Source organism: Stenotrophomonas sp. STEN046 (assembly GCF_056759755.1).
On record NZ_JBRRDR010000064.1, the window covers coordinates 1 to 20,196 of the forward strand.

The 20,196-nt window shown below is 66.1% G+C and carries 17 protein-coding genes; 8 read left to right on the top strand and 9 right to left on the bottom strand.

Translation table 11 applies throughout. The features are described 5' to 3' along the window. The first annotated feature begins 222 nt into the window (after window positions 1-222). Both pdxY and ACVOLJ_RS19765 read left to right on the top strand, forming a co-directional pair. Window positions 223-1,131 (top strand): pyridoxal kinase, encoded by a 909-nt coding sequence (gene pdxY / locus ACVOLJ_RS19760; protein WP_475279590.1) that lies wholly within the window; start codon window positions 223-225, stop codon window positions 1,129-1,131. Continuing rightward, window positions 1,128-2,252, top strand: a complete 1,125-nt coding sequence (locus ACVOLJ_RS19765) for a prephenate dehydrogenase (protein ID WP_481564893.1) — start codon at window positions 1,128-1,130, stop codon at window positions 2,250-2,252. Before pdxY ends, ACVOLJ_RS19765 begins: the two co-directional genes overlap by 4 nt. Window positions 2,253-2,447: 195 nt before the next feature. Here ACVOLJ_RS19765 and ACVOLJ_RS19770 read toward each other — a convergent pair whose 3' ends face one another. From ACVOLJ_RS19770 to ACVOLJ_RS19790, 5 genes are all read right to left on the bottom strand, one after another. Further along, the gene (locus ACVOLJ_RS19770) at window positions 2,448-2,642 is read right to left on the bottom strand and encodes a hypothetical protein (RefSeq protein ID WP_475279592.1); all 195 of its coding nucleotides are present in this window, start codon (window positions 2,640-2,642) and stop codon (window positions 2,448-2,450) included. Window positions 2,643-2,710: 68 nt separating this feature from the next. Further along, entirely contained in the window at window positions 2,711-4,489 is a 1,779-nt protein-coding gene (locus ACVOLJ_RS19775) for an ABC transporter transmembrane domain-containing protein (protein WP_481564894.1), read from the bottom strand. Beyond that, window positions 4,482-5,078, bottom strand: a complete 597-nt coding sequence (locus ACVOLJ_RS19780) for an IMPACT family protein (RefSeq protein ID WP_475279594.1) — start codon at window positions 5,076-5,078, stop codon at window positions 4,482-4,484. Before ACVOLJ_RS19780 ends, ACVOLJ_RS19775 begins: the two co-directional genes overlap by 8 nt. Before the next feature lie 34 nt (window positions 5,079-5,112). Continuing rightward, on the bottom strand, window positions 5,113-6,105 hold the full coding sequence (locus tag ACVOLJ_RS19785; RefSeq protein WP_475279595.1) for a hypothetical protein: 993 nt from the start codon (window positions 6,103-6,105) through the stop codon (window positions 5,113-5,115). Then, window positions 6,102-6,620, bottom strand: coding sequence for an RNA polymerase sigma factor (locus tag ACVOLJ_RS19790; protein WP_475279911.1), 519 nt, complete (start codon window positions 6,618-6,620; stop codon window positions 6,102-6,104). The genes ACVOLJ_RS19785 and ACVOLJ_RS19790 overlap by 4 nt, the downstream gene beginning before the upstream one ends. 295 nt (window positions 6,621-6,915) lie before the next feature. On the opposite strand from ACVOLJ_RS19790, the gene ACVOLJ_RS19795 reads away from it, so the two are divergent. Beyond that, window positions 6,916-9,714 (top strand): bifunctional diguanylate cyclase/phosphodiesterase, encoded by a 2,799-nt coding sequence (locus tag ACVOLJ_RS19795; protein WP_475279912.1) that lies wholly within the window; start codon window positions 6,916-6,918, stop codon window positions 9,712-9,714. A 19-nt stretch (window positions 9,715-9,733) separates the two neighbouring features. Here ACVOLJ_RS19795 and ACVOLJ_RS19800 read toward each other — a convergent pair whose 3' ends face one another. Together ACVOLJ_RS19800 and ACVOLJ_RS19805 are read right to left on the bottom strand one after the other, a co-directional pair. After that, window positions 9,734-10,327 carry an LOG family protein gene (locus tag ACVOLJ_RS19800; protein ID WP_475279596.1) on the bottom strand — a complete coding sequence of 198 codons (594 nt, stop codon included), beginning with the start codon at window positions 10,325-10,327 and terminating at the stop codon, window positions 9,734-9,736. Window positions 10,328-10,497: 170 nt separating this feature from the next. Next, window positions 10,498-11,994 carry an aminotransferase class III-fold pyridoxal phosphate-dependent enzyme gene (locus ACVOLJ_RS19805; protein WP_481564895.1) on the bottom strand — a complete coding sequence of 499 codons (1,497 nt, stop codon included), beginning with the start codon at window positions 11,992-11,994 and terminating at the stop codon, window positions 10,498-10,500. 210 nt (window positions 11,995-12,204) lie between these two features. Here ACVOLJ_RS19805 and queA point away from each other — a divergent pair, with 210 nt between their 5' ends. Next, on the top strand, window positions 12,205-13,272 hold the full coding sequence (gene queA, locus ACVOLJ_RS19810; protein WP_475279598.1) for a tRNA preQ1(34) S-adenosylmethionine ribosyltransferase-isomerase QueA: 1,068 nt from the start codon (window positions 12,205-12,207) through the stop codon (window positions 13,270-13,272). A 166-nt stretch (window positions 13,273-13,438) separates the two neighbouring features. On the opposite strand, the gene ACVOLJ_RS19815 is transcribed toward queA, so the two are convergent. Next, window positions 13,439-13,846 carry a hypothetical protein gene (locus ACVOLJ_RS19815; protein ID WP_481564896.1) on the bottom strand — a complete coding sequence of 136 codons (408 nt, stop codon included), beginning with the start codon at window positions 13,844-13,846 and terminating at the stop codon, window positions 13,439-13,441. A gap of 13 nt (window positions 13,847-13,859) precedes the next feature. Next, entirely contained in the window at window positions 13,860-15,086 is a 1,227-nt protein-coding gene (locus tag ACVOLJ_RS19820) for a type VI immunity family protein (RefSeq protein ID WP_481564897.1), read from the bottom strand. A 70-nt stretch (window positions 15,087-15,156) separates the two neighbouring features. Between ACVOLJ_RS19820 and tgt the strand changes: the two genes are divergently transcribed. The 4 genes from tgt (at window position 15,157) to secF (ending at window position 19,681) form a co-directional block, all read left to right on the top strand. Further along, on the top strand, window positions 15,157-16,287 hold the full coding sequence (tgt, locus tag ACVOLJ_RS19825) for a tRNA guanosine(34) transglycosylase Tgt (RefSeq protein ID WP_025875126.1): 1,131 nt from the start codon (window positions 15,157-15,159) through the stop codon (window positions 16,285-16,287). 135 nt (window positions 16,288-16,422) lie between these two features. Beyond that, entirely contained in the window at window positions 16,423-16,767 is a 345-nt protein-coding gene (gene yajC, locus ACVOLJ_RS19830; protein WP_089240484.1) for a preprotein translocase subunit YajC, read from the top strand. 61 nt (window positions 16,768-16,828) lie between these two features. After that, window positions 16,829-18,685: a protein translocase subunit SecD gene (secD, locus tag ACVOLJ_RS19835; RefSeq protein WP_481564898.1), complete on the top strand. Its 1,857-nt coding sequence runs from the start codon at window positions 16,829-16,831 to the stop codon at window positions 18,683-18,685. Between the two features lie 15 nt (window positions 18,686-18,700). Continuing rightward, a complete protein-coding gene (secF, locus tag ACVOLJ_RS19840; RefSeq protein ID WP_481564899.1) occupies window positions 18,701-19,681 on the top strand; it encodes a protein translocase subunit SecF in 981 nt (326 codons plus the stop codon). Window positions 19,682-20,196: the final 515 nt, after the last annotated feature.

A 20,196-nucleotide genomic window follows, 5' to 3' on the forward strand; every position in this document is an offset into this window, starting at 1 on the left:
CCAACTGTCAGAGGTGGGGCTGTGTCGGATTGCGAGGTGTCAGCCGCAGGGATGCGGCTGCCAAGCCTACAGGGACGTACTTGCGGCGTCCCCGCACTCCGACACCGCCCCGCCATCCCACGGATAGCTCGCTTTGGCTTTCGCCATCGCCGTTGCTTGAAGCTTCGGCAGGTGCAGGGCTGCAAGCCCTGCCGAAAACCCCCTTGGGCGTAGAATGCGGGCATGAGCGAATCCCTCGACAACCACCTGCTCCACGGCCGCCGCCAGCGTCCCGACGGGCCTTCGCCGATCGATGTCATTTCGGTCCAATCGCAACTGGTCTACGGCCACGCCGGCAACAGCGCCGCGTTGCCGCCGATGCGCGCCCTCGGTGTGCGCGTGGCGGACATTCCGACCGTGCTGTTGAGCAATGCGCCGTTCTACGAAACCACCCGAGGCCGCGTGCTGCCCGCCGACTGGTTCGCCGACCTGCTGCTCGGTACCTACGAGCGGGGCCTGCCGCAACGGGCAAAGATGCTGGTATCGGGCTACTTCGGCAGCACTGCCAATGGCGCTGCCTTCGCCGACTGGCTGGACCAGATCCTGCCGGCCTGCCCGCAGCTGCGCTACTGCCTGGATCCGGTCATCGGTGACACCCACACCGGCCCCTATGTGGAACCGGGCCTTGAAGCGATCTTCGCCGAGCGCCTGCTGCCGCACGCCTGGCTGGTGACGCCCAATGCATTCGAACTGAACCGCCTGACCGGCATGCCGGCGTTGGCCGAAGCCGATGCCATCGCCGCGGCACGGGTGCTGTTGGCGCGTGGCCCACAGTGGGTGATAGCGCACAGTGTCGGTGGCAACCCGGGCGAGCTGGTGACCCTGGCTGTTGGTCGCGATGAAACCTGGCGCTGGACCTCGCCGCTGTTGCCGGTGGATGTGGCCGGTACCGGTGACGTGCTGATGTCGCTGGTGGTGTCGTTCCTGCTGCGCGGTGAGCCGATGCAGCAGGCGATCTCGCGTGCCATCGCCGGCACGCACGCAGCACTGGAAGCGACCCTGGACAATGGCTTCGAAGAGTTCGACGTGATTGCCGCCGCACCGGCGGCGCTGGCCGAAGGCACGCGCTTCCGCGCCGAACGGCTGGCATGAGCGAACTGCAGCAACGCACGCCGCACACGGTCGGCATCGTGGGCAGTGCTGGCGCCTACGGGCGCTGGCTGACCCGGTTCTTCGAACAGCACATGCAGTTGCAGGTAATCGGCCATGATCCGGCCGATCCCGCCTCGCATGCGCCCGAGCATCTGCTGGAACATGCGGATGTGCTGGTGTTCTCTGCGCCGATCCGCCACACCCCGGCGCTGATCGCGGAGTACGTCCGGCTGTCGGCCGGCCGTGAGCAGCAGCGCCTGTGGCTGGATGTGACCTCGGTGAAGGAAGCGCCCGTGCAGGCCATGCTGGCCTCGCGCGCCGAGGTGGTGGGCCTGCACCCGATGACCGCACCGCCGAAGGCGCCGACCCTGAAAGGGCGGGTGATGGTGGTCTGCGAGGCACGCCTGCAGCACTGGCAGCAGTGGGTGGACGCGCTGTGCCAGGCCCTTCAGGCCGAATGCGTGCGGGCCACGCCGCCGCATCACGACCAGATGATGGCACTGGTGCAGGCGATGGTGCATGCCACCCACCTGGCCCAGGCCGGTGTGCTGCGCCAGTACCAGCCGCAACTGGGCACGCTGGCAGCGATGCTGCCGTATCGCTCGGCCTCTTTCGAACTGGATACGGCGATCATCTCGCGCATCCTGTCGTTGAATCCGGCGATCTACGAAGACATCCAGTTCGGCAATCCCTACGTGGCCCCAATGCTGGAGCGCTTGATCGGGCAGCTGCAGGCGTTGCAGGCGCAGGTCGGGCAGGGTGATGACGCTGCGCGTGGTGCGTTCCGTGATCAGCTGCTGGGTGCCAACCGCCTGGCGTTCGGCGATGACGCTCTGGCTGCCGGTAACTACACCTTCGAGCGCGTCGGATATCTGCTGGCCGATCTGACTGAACGCAACGCGCTGTCGGTGCATCTGCCGGAGGATCGCCCGGGTTCGCTGCGGGAACTGCTGAATGTGTTCGAGCAGCACGGCATCAGCCTGGCCTCGATCCATTCATCGCGCACACCGGGCGGCGAAGTGCATTTCCGCATTGGCTTCGTCGCCGGCAGCGACCCGGTGGAGATCGCGCTGGCGGCGGCAGCGGTGAACGCCAGCGGCATCGGGCGGGTGCTGGGCTGAATCCATCCACAGGCGGTGTGGATGAATTCTGAGCAAACGTGTGGATAACTCCGCGCAGCCCTTGGCAGGCAATGCTGTCAAGATGCTTGGTGAAAAATTGATCACACTTTCTGCGGGAGCGCCGGGCCGTGCCCGGCGCGCGCTGCGCCAAGAGCGGGTCGATCAGGCCCTACACCTGCAGTGGTCGACCCGTGCTCAAATCGTCAGCCGCACTTCGCCGCCACTGGTGGTGAATTCGCGGCCATTGCGCACCAGCTGGCGGCCGTCATCCAGTTCGTAGCGCGGCGTACTTTCCGAGCCGTGGCCGCTGCCGCTGGCCTCGGGCTTGAACTCGATGATGATGTGGCTTTCGCCCTGGCTGTCGACAGCGGGGAACTGACGGAACGACATGGTCTACCTCCTTCAGCGGCACTTCGCCATGCCGCCAGAGTGGTCCGGCCAGTGTTATCCGGCCGTCATCAATCGATGAACTGCAGGCGTGCAAGCTCGGCATAGAGGCCACCCTGCGCCAGCAGTTCAGCATGCGTTCCCTCGGCAACGATGCGGCCGTGGTCCATCACCACGATGCGGTCGGCCTTGAGCACCGTTGCCAGGCGATGGGCGATGACCACCGTCGTGCGGCCCGCCATCAGGCGTTCCAGTGCCTGCTGCACGCTATGTTCGCTCTGCGCATCCAGCGCGCTGGTGGCCTCGTCCAGCAGCAGGATCGGTGCATCTTTCAGCAAGGCACGGGCGATGGCCACGCGCTGCTGCTGGCCGCCGGACAGGCGCGCACCGCGCTCGCCCAGTTCGCTTTCATAGCCCTGCGGGAGCGCGCGCAGGAAGGCATCGGCTTCGGCGGCATGGGCGGCGGCCTCCACCTCGGCATCGCTGGCCTGCAGGCGGCCATAGCGGATGTTGTCGCGCGCGCTGGCGGCAAACAGCGTCGGCTGCTGCGGCACCAGCGCAAGCTGGGCGCGCAATGCTGCCGGATCGACATCGCGGACATCGACGCCGTCCACGCAGATGCGGCCCTCGGCCGGATCGTGGAAGCGCAGCAGCATCGACAGTACGGTGCTCTTGCCGGCACCGGAGGGCCCGACCAGCGCAACGGTCTCGCCGGGGCGGACATGCAGGCTGAAGTGATCCAGCGCGGCCTGGTCCGGGCGCTGCGGATAGTGGAACACCACATCGTCGAACTGGATTTCGCCCCGCAGCGGCTGTGGCAGCGCACGCGGTGCGGCCGGTGCACGGATCTCGATGTCTTCCTGCAGCAGCTCGCTGATGCGGCCCATGCCGCCGGAGGCGCGCTGCAGCTCGTTCCACACTTCAGCCAGGGCACCGACCGAACCGCCGCCGATCAGCGCATACAGCACGAACTGGCCCAGGGTACCGGCGCTGAGGCGTCCGTCGATGACATCGTGCGCGCCCAGCCACAACACCCCGACAATCGCGCCGAACACCAGCAGGATCGCGCTGGCGGTCACCAGCGACTGCGCGCCGATGCGGCGGCGGGCGGCACGGATCGCATCGCCCAGCGCGTGATCGAAGCGCCCGCGTTCATAGGGTTCGCGCGCGTGCGACTGCACCGTCCGCACCGCGCCCAACGTCTCGCTGGCCAGGCTGTTGGCATCGGCGATGCGGTCCTGGCTGCTGCGTGCCACCGTGCGCAGCTTGCGTGCACCGATGATGATCGGCAGCACCGCCAGCGGAATGCCCAGCAACGACCAGGCGGCCAGGCGCGGGCTGGTCACGAACAGCATGGCCAGGCTGCCGACCACGGTGACACTGCTGCGCAGGGCCACCGACATGGTGGAGCCGACCACGCTGCGCAGCAGTTCGCTGTCGGCGGTCAGGCGTGAGACAAGTTCGCCGCTGCGGCTGCGGTCGTGGAAACCGGCGCCGAGCTGGATCAGGTGTCCATACAGGCGGCTGCGCAGATCGGCCACGACCTTCTCGCCGAGCAGCGATACGAAGTAGAAGCGCGCGGCCGTCGCCAGCGCCAGCACCACCGCCACCAGCATCAGCAGGGCAAAGGCCCGGTTGATCTGGCCACCGCTGCTGAAGCCGTGATCGATCATCTGCTTCACCGCAGGCGGCAGGCTCAGGGTGGCGGCCGAAGAAACGGCAAGGGCCAGCAGCCAGGCGCTGAACAATCCGCTGTGGCGGCGCACGAACGGCCACAGCGTGCGCAGGCTGCCGAGGCGGCGCAGCGGCGGGGAGGCCGGATCGGTGGCCGGTGCGTCCTTGTCAGTCATCGAGGTCGTCATCTTGAATGCGGATACGGTCACGGGTGGCGTCGCGAAGGCGGATTTTCAATGCATCGACCTGATCGGCGGGCAACTCCACCCGCAATCGCACCCCGTTGGCATCGAACTGTTCATCACGCTTCTCAGCTGCATGGGCGGGCAGGGCGGCGTGCAGGGTGCCGATGTCCTCGAATCCGGCCAGCAGCTGCAGCCGGGCCATCGCCACCAGCGGCAGGCGCGGGGCGGTGCGCAGGCACTCCGCGGCGGCGCCGCCATAGGCACGGACCAGGCCGCCGGCGCCGAGCTTGATGCCGCCGAACCAACGCGTGACCACCACCATCACCCGGTCGAAGCCCTGGCCATCGATGGCGGCCAGGATCGGTCGCCCGGCCGTGCCGGCCGGCTCGCCGTCATCGCTGGATCGGTAGTCCTGGCCGTGCCGGTATGCCCAGCAGTTGTGGGTGGCATCGGCCACCGCCACCTGCTGCAGGAACGTCATCGCCGCAGCAGCACTTTCAATCGGTGCAGCATGGGCGATGAAGCGGCTGTGCTTCACATCAAGGGTGTGGTTGACCGGTTGGGCGAGGAGATCGGGCATTCCGCTCATTCTACGGGCTTGCCACCGATGTGCCTCAGTCGTCCAGCAGCGGCCGCAGGTCCTTGGGCAGGCGCGTCTCTGGATACTGCTGCAGGTAGCGCTCCAGGCTCGCCCGGGCCAGGTCACGCTGACCTGCATCGCGACGCTCGCGGATCTTCTGCAGCCACTGCCTGCGGGGCAGCCCGGCGTCGTCCTGCACTTCAGCCTGCACGGCTTCCGCGCTGAGCCCTGCATTGGCCGCGCGGCGCATGACGCCAGGCGCGCCTCTGGCTATCGGCGCCTGCCTGGAACCGGTGAGCGCAACGCGGTCTTCGGTGGTGTTCTGTTGTGCCTCGGTCACGCCGGCGGTTGCGGCCTCGGCCTTGCGTGCCCGCATGGCCGCAGGGGCAGCTTCGGCTGCCGCGGCAGGTGCAGGCGCGGCATAGGCATCCAGCGCCGGTGGTGCGGCCGCTGCCACACGGGGCGCGGCAATGTCGGCTGCGGCGGCATCGCTTGTGGCCGCGGGAGGCGGTGCGGTTGCCTTCATTGGTGCGGGCGCCATCATCGGTGCAGGCATGACCGGCGGAGGTGCCGGCGCAGCAGCAATGGCCGGTGCCGGTGCCTGCTTGGCCACCACCGAAGCCGGCGCCGAAGCCGGTGCAGTTTCGGCAACCGCAACGTCGGCCGCCGCGCTGTCGTGGGCCATGCTTCCGGAACCTGCATCGGCCGCCATCCCGTCGGCCGGCACGGCAGCAATCTGCGCCTCGGCCGGAACCGGCGGCGGCTCCGGGCGCATCTGCCAGGCGATGCCCACGGCAAACACCATCGATGCAGCGATGCCGAAGACAGCCGGCCAGCGGCGCCGTCCGCGCAGCGCACGCGGCGTGCCCGGTACGACGGGTGCCTCGTGCACCGGGGCGTCGACTGCGGCACGGGCAGCGGCGAGGATGGCAGCGTCCAGCGCCGCTGGCGGGCCCTGTTCGGCACGGCGACCCAGCAGCTTGGCCAGCTCGCGTTCTTCGGATGTCAGCGGCTCGTCTCGGTTCATGCGTTCAGTCCCGCACGCAGCTTGTCCATCGCATAGCGCAGCCGCGATTTCACGGTTTCCCGGCCAACGCCGGTGATCTGGCCGATCTCCTCCAGGCTCAGTTCCTGTTCCAGCCGCAGCTGCAGCACTTCGCGCTGTTCGGCGGGCAGTTGTTCCATCGCCAGTTGAATGCGGCGACGTTGTTCGAATTCAGACAGTTCCATTTCTGGCGTCTGCGCATCTTCCAGAGCCGCCAGGCGCAGGTCGGCATCGGCCGGCGCAGCGGGGCGGTGCCTGGCAGCGCGCCAGTGGTCGTTCAGGCGGTTGTGGGCGATGCGGAACAGCCAGGTGCTGAACGCGGCATCCGGCTGCCAGCCGGCGCGCGCGCTGATCACCCGCTGCCAGACATCCTGGAAGATTTCCTCGGCCACGGCGGTATCGCGCAGCTGCCGCAGCAGGAAGCCGAACAGGCGCTTGCGGTGACGCGCGTACAGGCTTTCGAACGCGTGCAGTTCGCCGGCGGCCCAGGCCAGCATCAAGGCTTCGTCGGTTGGCAGGGCGCTGGCATCCACGCCGCACAGAGTAAGCCCTGCGGGCGGTGGCGCATAGCCGACGATGGCGGTGGACAGGGCGTGGTTCACGGCGCGAAACGGGAGGGGATCGACAGGAACAACGCCCGGGCGCACGTTTCGGGGTCAACGGGCTTCCATTGCCCCCCGGGTGGCGCGCTATGCTCGCCAACTCAGGGGAGGCGACGCTCAGACGGCGCCAAGAGATCGTCAATTGTCCATCCAAGCTGACCGCGCGCTGGCGGAGTCACCCAACGAGCCCGTGCTGAGCGCGGCGCTGGTGCGTGCGTTGCATGCGCTGCTGCCGGCGATGGCGATCGTGCGCGTGGGCTGGGACGACCCGCAGCTCGGCAGCGGGCAGGGTGGCTGGCCGTTGGGCAGCGATGACGAGGACATCTGGCAGCCGCAGGGCGATCCTGTCGAAGGGCGTCACGGCTGGGAGTACGACCGTGCACGGCTGTTGCTGTCGGTACGCGGGGCGACCCCTTCGGCGGCGTGGTGGGCACTGTCGCGGCAGGCCATGGAGCTGGCATTGCAGCGTGGCCGCCAGGCCGGTCAGATCCGGGCGCTGGAACAGGCCGAGCGGTTGCAGCAGGCGTTGTTCCAGATCGCCGACCTGGCCGGTGCCGACCTGGAAATGGGTGAGATGCTGCGGCATGTGCACGGCGTGCTAGGCACGCTGATGTATGCCGAGAACTGCTACATCGTCGAGTACGACGATGTGCGTGGGCAGATCCGTTTTCTGTATTTCGCCGACAAGGTCGACGACTTCATCGCCGATCCGGCGCAGAGCTTTGCTGCCGACGAAATGCCACGCAGCCTGACGGTGGCGTTGCTGCGGCATGGCCGGCCGTTGAGTGGACCGTCGCGCGCGCTGCTCGCGCAGGTCGAGCGCGAGCATGATCCGCAGGTGGGTCCGGAAAGCCTGGACTGGCTCGGCGTACCGATGCTGCGCGACGGACGGGTGTGCGGTGCGATCGTGGTGCAGAGCTATGAGCAGGCCGAACGCTACGGCGAGGCCGAGCGGGCGCTGCTGGGATTCGTTGCCCAGCACGTACAGACCGCGATGGACCGCCGCCAGGCCCAGGTGCGGCTGGAACAGCAGGTGGAACGGCGCACGCTGGAACTGCAGCGGGCCAACCGCAGCCTGCAGGATGAAGTGGCCGAGCGTCGTCGCGGCGAGCAGCTGCAGACCGCCCTGTACAACATCGCCGAAATGGCGATGTCGGCCGACAGCCTGGAACAGTTCTACGGGCAGGTGCACGGGGTGGTCGGGCGCCTGCTGGATGCACGCAATTTCTACATCGCACTGGTCAATGCCGGCGGTGACGGGCTGGAGTTTGTCTATTCGGTCGATGAACACAATGCGCGCCGCCTGCCACGCGCGTTCAGCCGTGGCCTGACCGAGTACGTGGTCCGCCATCGGCGGCCATTGCTGGCCTCGCGTGCACAGATCGATGCCCTGCTGGAAACCGGCGAGGTGCGCGAATCCGGTGCACGCTCGCATTGCTGGCTGGGGGTGCCCCTGCTGCGCGACGATGAAGTGGTCGGCGCCATCGTGGTGCAGAGTTACTCCGAACAGATCCTCTTCAGCATTCATGATCAGCGGCTGTTGACCTTCGTCGCGCAGAACATCGGCACCGGCCTCGCACGCCAGCGTGACCAGCAGCGGCTGCGCTCGGCGCACGCCGAACTGGAAAAGCGGGTGGAAGAGCGCACGCGTGAACTGGCCGAGGTCAACGACAAGCTGGTGGGCCAGATTGGTGAACGCCTGCGCGCCGAGCAGCGGCTGACCCACCAGGCAATGCATGACGCGCTGACCGGCTTGCCCAACCGCCTGCACCTGCTGGACCGGTTGCAGGATGCCCTGGCCCTGGCCCGGCGCGAGGGAGGCCCGGTGTTTGCGGTGCTGTTCCTCGATCTGGATCGCTTCAAGCTGGTGAATGACAGCATCGGTCACGCTGCGGGTGATCGCATGCTGGTGGAAGTGGCCAAGCGCATCGTGTCGATGGCCGGCGCCGATGATGTGGTCGCGCGCCTGGGCGGCGATGAGTTCGCCGTACTGCTGCAATGCCCGCAGGGTCTGGCGCAGGCGCTGGATTTCGGCCAGCGGCTGCTGCTGGCATTGCAGGAATCGATGTGGATCGCCGGCCGCGAGCTGTTCCCTTCCGGCAGCCTGGGCATCGCCCTGTGGAACGCACGCTACCGCACCGGCGAGGAACTGCTGCGCGACGCCGATGCGGCGATGTACCGGGCCAAGGCCCAGGGCCACGATCGCTGTTCGATCTTCGATGAGGAAATGCGCGAGCAGGCGCTGCGCAGCCTGGATCTGGAAGCCGACCTGCGGCGGGCGATCAACAACCGTGATTTCGTGCCGTTCTACCAGCCGATCGTGCGCCTGTCCGATGGCGAGGTGGTCGGCCATGAGGCGCTGCTGCGCTGGAAACATGAGCGTCGCGGCTTGCTGCTGCCAGGTGCGTTCCTGGAACTGGGCGAGGAAAGCGGCCTGATTGAACAGGTTGATTGGCTGATCTACGAACAGGTCATTGCCGGCCTCGCCGATGGCGGGCGCGGCTATGTTTCAGTCAACGTGTCACCGCGGCATTTCCGCTCGGCCGAGTTCAGCGAGCGGCTGTTCGGCCTGCTCGAGGCCAACAGTGCAGATCCACGACGGCTGCGACTGGAGATCACCGAGGTCGCACTGCTCGACGACGGTCCGCATACGCTGCGCATCCTGAAGGGGCTGCGGGAACGCGGCATCCAGGTGCAGCTGGATGATTTCGGCACGGGTTTCTCGGCGCTGTCCTACCTGCACCGCTTCCCGATCAGCACGTTGAAGATCGACCAGAGCTTCATCGCCGGCCTGCATGGCCCGGAGGCACTCAGCACGCGCGCGCTGGTGGAGGGCGTGCTCTCGCTGGCGCGCACCCTGGGCATCGAGACCATCGGCGAGGGCATCGAAACCGAAGCGCAGCGCGACACGCTGTTCGAGCTGGGCTGTGACTACGGGCAGGGGTACCTGCTGGGCAGGCCTGCACCATGGACACGCGCGGCGGCCTGAGCCGACGCGCGCGCAGGCGTCAGCGCAGGGCGGCGCGCCGCTTCTCGTCAATCCACTTCGATGCCTGTGCCGGCTGGTAGTTCTGCATCCAGGCCAGCATTTCCTCGATGTCCGAGCCGTACCACAGGTCCTGGCGCTGCTCCGGGTGCAGGAAGCGTTCCTCCACCATGCGATCGATCATGCCGATCAGCGGCGCATAGAAGCCGTCCACGTCCAGGAAGGCGCAGGGCTTGTTGCCGATGCCCAGCTGGCGCCAGGTCAGCATCTCGAAGATTTCTTCCATCGTGCCGAAGCCGCCGGGCAGGGCGACGAAGCCGTCGGAAAGGTCGAACATGCGCGACTTGCGTTCGTGCATCGAACCGACGATTTCCAGTTCGGTCAGGCCGCGATGGGCCACTTCCCAGTCGGCCAGCTGGCGCGGAATCACGCCGGTGACCTCACCGCCGGCGGCCAGTACGGCGTTGGCCACCGTGCCCATCAGGCCGACATTGCCGCCGCCGTACACCAGGCGCATGCCGTCACGGGCAATGCGGTCACCCAGCGCGATGGCGCGTTCGGTGTAGGCCGGCTTGCTGCCAGCGTTGGAACCACAGTACACACAGATCGATTTCATGGATCTTCCTGTCTCTTTGCCGGAAACGAAAACGCCCCGCCAGCGACCGGTGGAACCAGTCGCGGGGCGGGGTGTTTCCGTATTATGAGGCCTTGCCGCTGCTCTCTGTAGAGCCGGGCCACGCTCGGCTGTTCTTCGTTCAGACCGCTCAGGCTGCCTCGATTGTGCCGTTACGCAGCGGCAGCCTGTTCACGGCGGGGCCCTTCACGCAGGGCGCGGCCAACCATCCCCACCAGCAGGTCCAGCTCTTCGCTGTCCATGCCGAAGTGCGGGGTGAAGCGCAGCGAATTCTCGCCGCCGTGGATCACGTTGATGCCGTGCTGACGCAGCCATTCTTCGGTGGAATTGGCGCCGTAGCACTTGAACTGCGGGGCCAGCTCGCACGAGAACAGCAGGCCGGTGCCCTGCACCTTGGTGATCAGGCCGCCCAACTCGTTCTTCAGCTGCTCCAGCTTGCGTACCGCCTCGGCACCACGCTCGGTGATTGCCGTGCGGACCTGCGGGGTCAGCTGGGCCAGGGTGGCGCAGGCCACGTCCAGCGCACGCGGGTTGCTGGTCATGGTGTTGCCGTAGATGCCCTTGCGGTACAGCTGTGCGGCATGTTCGGTCACGGCCAGCACCGACAGCGGGTACTGCGCCGCGTTCAGCGCCTTGGAATAGGTTTCCATGTCCGGCGGATCCAGGCCTTCGAAGCCGGGGTAGTCCACCACCGACAGCACGCCGTGAGCGCGCAGGCCGGCCTGGATCGAATCGAGCAGCAGCAGGCTGCCGTGCGCACGGGTCAGTTCACGGGCCAGGGCATAGAACGCCGGGGGCACCGAGCGGCCCGGATCGCCTTCGCCCATCACCGGTTCCAGGAACACCGCTTCGACGAACCAGTTGTTGTGCGCGGCATCCTCGAACACCTTGCGCAGGCCGGCCTCGTCGTACGGGGCAACGGTGATCACCGAATCCTCGTCACGGTAGCTGGCCAGGTGCTGCATGTAGGTCTTGCGGCTGGAATCGGAATACAGCGCCGGGCGATCGGTACGGCCGTGGAAGCTGCCCTTGATGACCACGCGCTTGATCGCTGCACCGGCGTGACGGGCGCCCGGATCGGTCTGCAGCTTGGCATTGACGTCGGCGATGCGTGCGGCCAGGCCGACCGCTTCGGAGCCCGAATTCAGGCACATGAAGCGGGTGAACGGGCAGCCGCCGCGACGGTGGCCGATCTCGGCCCGCAGCGCTGTAATGAAGCGCTGCTGGGACAGGCTGGGGGTCATGATGTTGGCCATCACCTGCGGGCGCGACATCGCTTCCATCACCGCATCGGGGGTGTGGCCGAAGCCGAGCATGCCGTAGCCGCCGGCGTCGTACAGCACCGCGCCCTTCAGGGTGACCACCCACGGGCCGCGCGCGGCAAGTGCCACGTACGGGGTCACCGCATCGTCGGCATAGAAGTTGACGAAACCGTCCTGCATGGCATCGATCTGCGCCTGTTCGTCCAGCGCCAGCAGCGGCCCCAGTTCGGCCTGCACGCGCGCGAACTCGGCAGCAGCGGCATCGACCGCGGCGACCAGCTGCGGGTGGTTGGCGGCGAGGGCGCTCAGTACGGCGTCATCCAGGCCATCGGTGAGGCGGGAGCCGGGCTGGGCGCGGAGGGGGGCGAGGCGTTCGATGAAGCTCATTGCAGATCTCCTGAAACAATGGGTCGCACGGTCCTTCAAAAGCAAAACGCGCGTCTTCACGCGCGCTTGGGGCGGGCTCGTGCATCGGACTTCCTCGTCGATGCTAGCACTTGTTTTTTTGCGCGATAACCCCGCAAAAGCCTGCTGCATAGCAGCATTTTGCGCGACGTTCGAGCTCGGCCCTGCCGACTCGCAGACGCTGGCCGTACAATGCGCGCCATTGTCGACCTGTTGCCGTCCACTGCCTTGAAGAAGTCCGATTTCCACTACGACCTGCCGGCCGAACTGATCGCCCAGGCCCCCTTGGCCGAGCGCTCGGCAAGCCGCCTGCTGCTGGTGCCGCCCGCACCGGGCGCCTTCACCGACCTGCAGGTACGTGACCTGCCCTCGCTGCTGCAGCCCGGCGACCTGCTGGTGTTCAACGACACCCGTGTGATCCCGGCCCGACTGTTCGGGCAGAAGGCCAGCGGCGGCCGCGTCGAGATCCTGATCGAGCGCCTGCTCGGCGGGCAGCAGGCCCGCGCCCAGGTCGGCGCCAGCAAGTCGCCCAAGGCCGGCAGCCGCATCGCCCTGGATGCCGGCGGCGAAGCCGAGGTGCTGGGCCGCGACGGCGAGTTCTACGTGCTGCAGTTCCACGTGCCCGAATCGCTGGAACAGTGGCTGCTGCATGCCGGACGCCTACCGTTGCCGCCCTACATCCAGCGCGAGCCGGGTGTGGACGACCGCGAGCGTTACCAGACCGTGTTCGCGCGCGAAGTGGGCGCGGTGGCGGCGCCGACGGCCGGACTGCATTTCGATGAAGCGCTGCTGGCGGCATTGAAGGACAAGGGCGTGGACTTCGGCCACGTCACCCTGCACGTGGGGGCGGGCACCTTCCAACCGGTGCGTGCCGACGACCTGAAGGACCACGTGATGCACCGCGAGTGGCTGAACGTGGGCGCCGAACTGGTGCAGCAGGTGCGGCGCACGCGTGAGGCCGGCGGGCGGGTGATCGGCGTGGGTACCACCGTGGTGCGCGCGCTGGAAAGCGCGATGCGCGATGGCGAACTGCTGCCGTTTGCCGGCGAGACCCAGATCTTCATCACCCCCGGCTACCGGATTCGCAGCGTCGATGCGATGGTGACCAACTTCCATCTGCCGGAAAGCACGCTGTTGATGATGATTTCCGCGTTCGCCGGCAAGGAGCGCGTGTTCGAGGCCTACCAGCACGCGATCGCGCAGCGCTACCGCTTCTTCAGCTACGGCGACGCGATGCTGCTGTTCCCGCAGGCAGGGTAGGGCGCTGACCACTGCCTGCTTGTGGTGGGTGCGCACCGTAGGTGCGCACTTGCCGGTACCTGGAGGGCGAAAGCCACGCATGGCGTGGCTCTACCGCCTTCGGCGCTGTAGTAGATCCACGCCATGCGTGGATCATTCCTTCCGCAAGTGGGTTCCGCCGGGCTGCTCAGCCCAAATCCACCTTGCATTCGCTGAGCGGAACGGACTGGCCGTCGGAGATGATCACGTGGTCATCTTCATTGCGGGCCAGGCGAAGGCCGAGGTTGCGTGCCCCGGCTTCCACCGCCTTCCGCCATCCATCCAGATCGCCGTGGAAGGAAAGGGCGAGGAAGCACTGGCCGTTGGGCAGGGTTATCCGGCAACTGTCCGATACGATGCCACCGCTGCTCGCGGCGAACGCGCCAGCAGAGTCCAGCAATTTGCGGAACTGACTTGAAGCGCTTCTGGTATGGAAATCCTCGTAATAGAAGAACTCCACTCCGGCTACAGGGTTCATACCCGGAGCGATTCGATCGGCTCGCTGCTCGATTTTTCCCCCGAGGATTCTCTCCAGATTTTTTCGGTCGTTGCTCATTGCTTGCTTCGGCTCATTGTGGCTTCTCTCGCGCAATCGACTGGTTGGCGAAGGGGGTCTCGTCCTGAAGGTCCCCATCTGAGAGTGGATGCTGCTGGGAAAGTCTTTCTTCGTGGGTCGAAATCTCTGAAGCATCGACCTCAAAACGACGAACCCACTGCTCGGCGAGCTGGCCGACAAGCCTGGGCTCTGCGGATTTCGGATTGAAATGGAGACTGCCAACCGATGCTGGTCGGATACCCCGGAGTTGATGGTCGAGCAGCACATAGGCCGGCGGTCGAGGATCACCTTCGTCAACGAGGGCGAGGGGTCTTGTCCCAGCCTGGATCATGACGCCGTTACCGTAGTCGTGAAGAGTGAAATGCCGCTCGGGAAGAGCGCTGCGGAGCTGGTCAAGCCCTCCCACCACTGCCAGCCGAGCGTGATCCATCAGGGTCAGCCAACTGACCGTCTTGATCTTGAGGTGCGCCAGTTGCGGGTGGTTGGCCAGAAGGGGAGCGCATCCCGCGTCCAGACCGGGATAGCGCTGCGCCAGTACTGCCTCAACGGGTTCATTGCGCTCGCGGCGAACTTCACTCAGATTCACGGCGTAACCGGCATGCCGATGCTCGGCACTCAGCCAGCGCGCACATTTCGCCGCCAATTCAATGAAGCCCTCTCGCTGCGTTGGCAGGCAGCTGATTGGGACCGACAGTTCCAGCACGCTCATATCGTTGCGGATACGGGCTTGCCAGGCGCGCGCGCCAAAAATCAGGAACTTCCACGCACCGGCGTCCTCGGCCTTGGCGCCGCTGGTGTAGCAGAAGCTCAGGTGGTCATCTTCCGACATGGTTTCGATCATGTCGCACAGGGGCATGCTGTTCTTCACGCGCTGCCTTGGCATTCCGCGTTTCGGTTTCTCACGCCACAGCCATGACAGAGCATCCCCAGCCAGCTCACGGAATGCGTCAAAGCAGAGACACAGGTGTTTTCTGGTGGCGGCTGTATGTGCATCCTTGAAATACAGCGTCAGGCGCAGGCACATCACCGCGCCCACATAGTTCCGGGGACCGTCCGGAAGAAGCACGTCGCCAGGGAACTCCAGCGCCCCAAGCGCCTCCGGGGGGCATTGCATTTCAACGGGAATCCGGGACGGGGAGGTCACGAGTGACGTCTCAGCTATCTGGCCTGTCACCCTAGGAGAATGGTCTGCACCCGCCAAGGCCAAACGCGTCAGAAGGGCCGACAGGTTGATGCCCATTCAGGCCTGAATGGGCTGCCGACCCGGTTTTGGGAGATAATGGGCGACTATTTGCCCGAATGACCGCTCCATGTCCCGATTGCAGTTCCAGCTCCAGACCCGTGATGGCCGTGCCCGTCGCGGCCGCCTGACCTTCCCGCGTGGCACGGTGGAAACGCCGGCCTTCATGCCGGTGGGGACCTATGGCTCGGTCAAGGGCATCCTGCCGGACCAGGTGCGTGCGCTGGGCGCCGAGATCATCCTCGGCAACACCTTCCACCTGTACCTGCGCCCGGGCCTGGACATCATTGCCGACCATGGCGGCCTGCACGGCTTCTGCCGCTGGGATGGCCCGATCCTGACCGACTCCGGCGGCTTCCAGGTGTTCTCGCTGGCCCATCGCCGCAAGATCACCGAACAGGGCGTCACCTTCGCCTCGCCGACCGACGGCGCCCGGGTGTTCCTAGGCCCGGAGGAGAGCATGAAGATCCAGAAGGTGCTCGACTCGGACGTGGTGATGATCTTCGACGAGTGCACGCCGTACCCCGCCACCGAGGACGTGGCCCGTCGTTCCATGGAACTGAGCCTGCGCTGGGCCCAGCGCAGCCGCAATGCGCATGACGAGCTGGGCAATGACGCGGCGCTGTTCGGCATTGTCCAGGGTGGTGTGCATACCGACCTGCGCAGCCGCTCGGCCGAGGCCCTGCAGGGGATCGGTTTCGACGGCTACGCCATCGGCGGCCTGGCCGTGGGCGAGCCCGAAGACGAGCGCAATGCGATGCTCGACCACCTGGACCCCGAACTGCCTGCCGACCGCCCGCGCTACCTGATGGGCGTCGGCCGCCCCGAAGATCTGGTCGAGGGTGTCGCACGTGGCGTGGACATGTTCGATTGCGTGATGCCGACCCGCAACGCACGCAACGGCCACTATTTCACCTCGTTCGGGACCGTGCGCATCCGCAATTCACAGTATGCGCGGGACATGGACCCGATCGAGCCGGGCTGCGGCTGCGTGGCCTGTGCCGGCGGTTACACCCGCTCCTACCTGCGTCACCTGGACCGCTGCAACGAGATGCTGGCGCCGATGCTGGGCACCCAGCACAACCTTTTCTACTACGAGAAGCTGATGGCCGATATCCGTGCCGCCATCGAGGCGGGAACCTTCCTGGCCTTCCGTGAGTCCTTCTACGCAGCACGCGGGGCGGTAGCGCCGCCCCTGTAAACCCGCAGCCCCCCTGCCAAACGGCCCAAGGACGAACGCCCGGGGCCGTGGCATACTTCAAGGCTGACCCAGATCCGCGGTCGACACCTCGTGCCCGTGAAACGGTCGAAGCGCCGCCCAACCAAAGGACCAACGATGAACCTGCTTGCCTTCCTGATTCCCGCCGCCCACGCCCAGGCCGCTGGCGGCCAACCGCAGGGCATGGGCCTGACCACGCTGCTGTTCCCGATCATCCTGATCGCCATCATGTACTTCCTGATGATCCGCCCGCAGATGAAGCGGCAGAAGGAACACAAGTCCATGCTGGAGAAGATCAAGCGTGGCGACGAAGTGCTGACCAACGGCGGCATTGCCGGCAAGGTCACCGACATCGGCGACAACTTCGTCACCGTCGAAGTGGCCGAGAACGTGCGCATCCGCGTGCAGAAGGGCGCCGTGGGCAGCGTGCTGCCGACCGGCACCCTGGATTCGGCCAAGTAAGCCACTCCCTTTCCGATGCACAACCGCGGCGCCGGGGATGGCGCCGCGCGGGACCCAAGCAATGCTCGAATTTCCACGCTGGAAGTACGTCGTCATCCTGATCGTACTGGCGCTCAGCACGCTGTACGCGCTGCCCAACATCTACCAGAAGGACCCGGCCATCCAGATCACCGCCAACCGTGGCGGGCAGGTCGACGATGCGCTGCGGGATCGTGTGCTGGCCGACCTGAAGAAGGCCGGCGTCACCACGATCGGCGCAGAAAAGGAAGGGGACAGCCTGATCGTCCGCCTGTCGGACCTGAAGTCGCAGTCCGCCGCCAGCGATGCGCTGCGTGACAGCGTGGGCGAGAACTACACCGTTGCCCTGAACCTGGCCTCCACCGTTCCGGACTGGCTGGCCAATCTTGGCGGCCGCCCGATGGTGCTGGGCCTGGACCTGCAGGGTGGTGTGCACTTCGTGCTGCAGGTCGACCAGAAGGCCGCCCTCGACAAGCGCCTGGATGCCTACACCGAAGACGTGCGCAGCACCCTGCGTGATGCACGCATCGCCTACCAGTCGGTGGAGCGTCGCGCTGACAACACCATCGTGGCCAACCTCAGCCCGTCGGCCGGCGAAGATGCCGGTACCCGCGCCCGCGCCGCACTGGCCAAGGCGCAGCCGACCCTGGGGTATGACGTCAGCGGCAACCGCATCACGGTCTCCATTCCGGAAGCCGAGATCGCGCAGATCGCCAACGGTGCCATCGAGCAGAACATCAATACCCTGCGCAACCGCGTGAACCAGCTCGGCGTGTCCGAGCCGATCATCCAGCGCCAGGGTGCCGACCGCGTGGTGGTGCAGCTGCCGGGCGTGCAGGACACCGCCGAAGCCAAGCGCATGATCGGTGCCACCGCGACCCTGGAGTACCGGGCCGTGGTGGAGGGCAATGCGCAGGACGCCATCGCCTCGGGCCGGATTCCGCCGGAAGCGAAGGTGTACCAGCGTCGTGACAACGGTGGCCCGGTGCTGCTGAACAAGCGCGTGATCGTCACCGGTGACCAGATGGTGGCCGCGCAGGCGGTGACCGATTCCACCAGTGGCACCCCGGCCGTCAGCGTGACGCTGAACAACGTCGGTGGCCAGCGCATGTTCGATTTCACCAGCGCCAACGTGAACAAGCCGATGGCGGTGGTCTACACCGAGCGCGTGCCGACCGTGACCATCGTCGATGGCCAGGAAGTGCGTGGCTTCAAGGTCAACGAGGAAGTGATCTCGGTGGCCAACATCAACGGCGTGTTCGGCAAGAACTTCCAGACCACTGGTCTGCAGAAGAAGGAAGCCGAAGACCTGGCCAAGCTGCTGAAGTCCGGCTCGCTGGCTGCGCCGATGGACTTCGTCGAAGAGCGCGTGGTCGGCCCGAGCCTGGGTGCGGAGAACGTCAAGAACGGTATCACCGCGGTGGTCTACGCGTTCATGTTCACCCTGGTGTTCTTCACCATCTACTACCGCATGTTCGGCCTGATCACCTCGGTCGCGATGCTGTTCAACCTGCTGATCGTGGTGGCGGTGATGTCGCTGTTCGGCGCCACCATGACCCTGCCGGGCTTCGCTGGTCTGGCGTTGTCGGTCGGCCTGTCGGTCGATGCCAACGTGCTGATCAACGAGCGTATCCGCGAAGAGCTGCGTGCCGGCGTGCCGGGCAAGACCGCAATCGTGACCGGTTACGAGCGAGCCTCGGGCACCATCCTCGACGCCAACCTGACGGGCCTGATCGTCGGTGTGGCGCTGTTCGCATTCGGTACCGGTCCGCTGAAGGGCTTCGCGCTGACCATGATCATCGGTATTTTCGCCTCCATGTTCACTGCGATCACCGTATCGCGTGCCCTGGCGACGCTGATCTACGGTCGTCGCAAGAAGCTCCAGAACGTGGCCATCTGACGGGACGACACGCACATGAAACTGTTTCCGCTGCACATCCTCCCGAACGATACCAAGATCGACTTCATGCGCTGGCGCCATGTCGCGATGGTCGTCACGATCATCGTGTTCCTGGCCTCGATCGGCATCATCGGCTTCAAGGGCTTCAACTACGCTCTGGACTTCACCGGCGGCACCCTGATCGAAGCCCGCTTTGAACACGCGGTGGATGTCGAGGACGTCCGCAGCAAGCTTGAGCAGAACGGCTTCGACGGCGCCCAGGTACAGAGCGTCGGTGGCAACACCGACCTGCTGATCCGCCTGGCCCCGCACGGTGAACACGCGCCGGGTACCGGTGGCGCGTCCGCCGAGGACAAGGCCACGGCGGCCGCCGTGGTCAAGGCCGTTTCCTCTGCCGACAACCAGGCCACCGTGCTGCGCAACGAGTTCGTGGGTCCGCAGATCGGCAAGGATCTGGCGAAGAATGGTCTGTACGCCACCATCTTCATGCTGGCCGGCTTCCTGATCTACATCGCAGTGCGTTTCGAATGGAAGTTCGCGGTCACCGCCAGCATCGTGGCCATGTTCGACCTGATCGTGACGGTGGCTTACGTGTCCCTGCTGGGCCGTGAGTTCGACCTGACCGTGCTGGCCGGCCTGTTGTCGGTGATGGGCTTTGCGATCAACGACATCATCGTGGTCTTCGACCGCGTCCGCGAGAACTTCCGCAGCCTGCGCGTGGAGCCGATGGAAGTGTTGAACCGTTCGATCAACCAGACGCTGTCGCGTACGGTGATCACCGCGGTGATGTTCTTCCTGTCTGCACTGGCCCTGTACCTGTACGGCGGCAGCTCGATGGAAGGCCTGGCCGAGACGCACATGATCGGTGCGGTGATCGTGGTGCTGTCCTCGATCCTGGTGGCGGTGCCGATGCTGACGGTCGGCGCCCTGCGCGTGACCAAGCAGGATCTGCTGCCGAAGGCGAAGGACGTGGAAGCGCTGGCGCGTCGCCCGTAAGTGTTTCGTCACGCCTCACGCAGAGAACCCCGCGCAAGCGGGGTTTTTTGTTGGCGGGGCTGCGCCCTGGTACGCGTCATCGCATGCGCGCTGTCGCTCCCACGCTTCGCTGCGCGAACCGCGGGCCCCACTTCCCGGCTCCTAGACTCCCGCCGCTTGGCGGCCGCCCCCTGACTGAGGGGGCTCTGCCCCACACCGGTTCCGCGCGGCTGTTGGTGGGTGCCGACCGTAGGTCGGCACATCTGTTCTGTCAGATATCGAATGAATCATCCACGCATGGCGTGGATCTACTGGGACGCGCGGCTGGTGGTAGGTGTCGACCTTGGTCGACACATCTGTCAGATATTGAATGAATTCATCCGTGCCGACCAAGGTCGGCACCTACCAGGGCAGGGTGCCGTTCCGACAGATCGCGACAGTCTGTCGAAGGCGGGGTGGGTCCGGTTGAGGGGGCGTGAGCCGCATGGATGCGGCGACCGAGCTTACATGGACGTACTTGCAGCGTCCCCCTCAAC

Excerpts from the sequence above, each read along its gene's own strand:
- ACVOLJ_RS19765 (WP_481564893.1), top strand. The coding sequence starts at position 1,128 with ATGAGCGAACTGCAGCAACGCACGCCGCACACGGTCGGCATCGTGGGC.
- ACVOLJ_RS19780 (WP_475279594.1), bottom strand. The coding sequence starts at position 5,078 with ATGCCCGATCTCCTCGCCCAACCGGTCAACCACACCCTTGATGTGAAG.
- yajC (WP_089240484.1), top strand. The coding sequence starts at position 16,423 with ATGAACCTGCTTGCCTTCCTGATTCCCGCCGCCCACGCCCAGGCCGCT.
- ACVOLJ_RS19790 (WP_475279911.1), bottom strand. The coding sequence starts at position 6,620 with ATGCTGGCCTGGGCCGCCGGCGAACTGCACGCGTTCGAAAGCCTGTAC.
- ACVOLJ_RS19800 (WP_475279596.1), bottom strand. The coding sequence starts at position 10,327 with ATGAAATCGATCTGTGTGTACTGTGGTTCCAACGCTGGCAGCAAGCCG.
- ACVOLJ_RS19770 (WP_475279592.1), bottom strand. The coding sequence starts at position 2,642 with ATGTCGTTCCGTCAGTTCCCCGCTGTCGACAGCCAGGGCGAAAGCCAC.
- secF (WP_481564899.1), top strand. The coding sequence starts at position 18,701 with ATGAAACTGTTTCCGCTGCACATCCTCCCGAACGATACCAAGATCGAC.
- ACVOLJ_RS19805 (WP_481564895.1), bottom strand. The coding sequence starts at position 11,994 with ATGAGCTTCATCGAACGCCTCGCCCCCCTCCGCGCCCAGCCCGGCTCC.
- pdxY (WP_475279590.1), top strand. The coding sequence starts at position 223 with ATGAGCGAATCCCTCGACAACCACCTGCTCCACGGCCGCCGCCAGCGT.
- ACVOLJ_RS19815 (WP_481564896.1), bottom strand. The coding sequence starts at position 13,846 with ATGAGCAACGACCGAAAAAATCTGGAGAGAATCCTCGGGGGAAAAATC.
- ACVOLJ_RS19820 (WP_481564897.1), bottom strand. The coding sequence starts at position 15,086 with ATGGGCATCAACCTGTCGGCCCTTCTGACGCGTTTGGCCTTGGCGGGT.
- ACVOLJ_RS19785 (WP_475279595.1), bottom strand. The coding sequence starts at position 6,105 with ATGAACCGAGACGAGCCGCTGACATCCGAAGAACGCGAGCTGGCCAAG.
- secD (WP_481564898.1), top strand. The coding sequence starts at position 16,829 with ATGCTCGAATTTCCACGCTGGAAGTACGTCGTCATCCTGATCGTACTG.
- tgt (WP_025875126.1), top strand. The coding sequence starts at position 15,157 with ATGTCCCGATTGCAGTTCCAGCTCCAGACCCGTGATGGCCGTGCCCGT.
- ACVOLJ_RS19775 (WP_481564894.1), bottom strand. The coding sequence starts at position 4,489 with ATGACTGACAAGGACGCACCGGCCACCGATCCGGCCTCCCCGCCGCTG.
- queA (WP_475279598.1), top strand. The coding sequence starts at position 12,205 with ATGCGCGCCATTGTCGACCTGTTGCCGTCCACTGCCTTGAAGAAGTCC.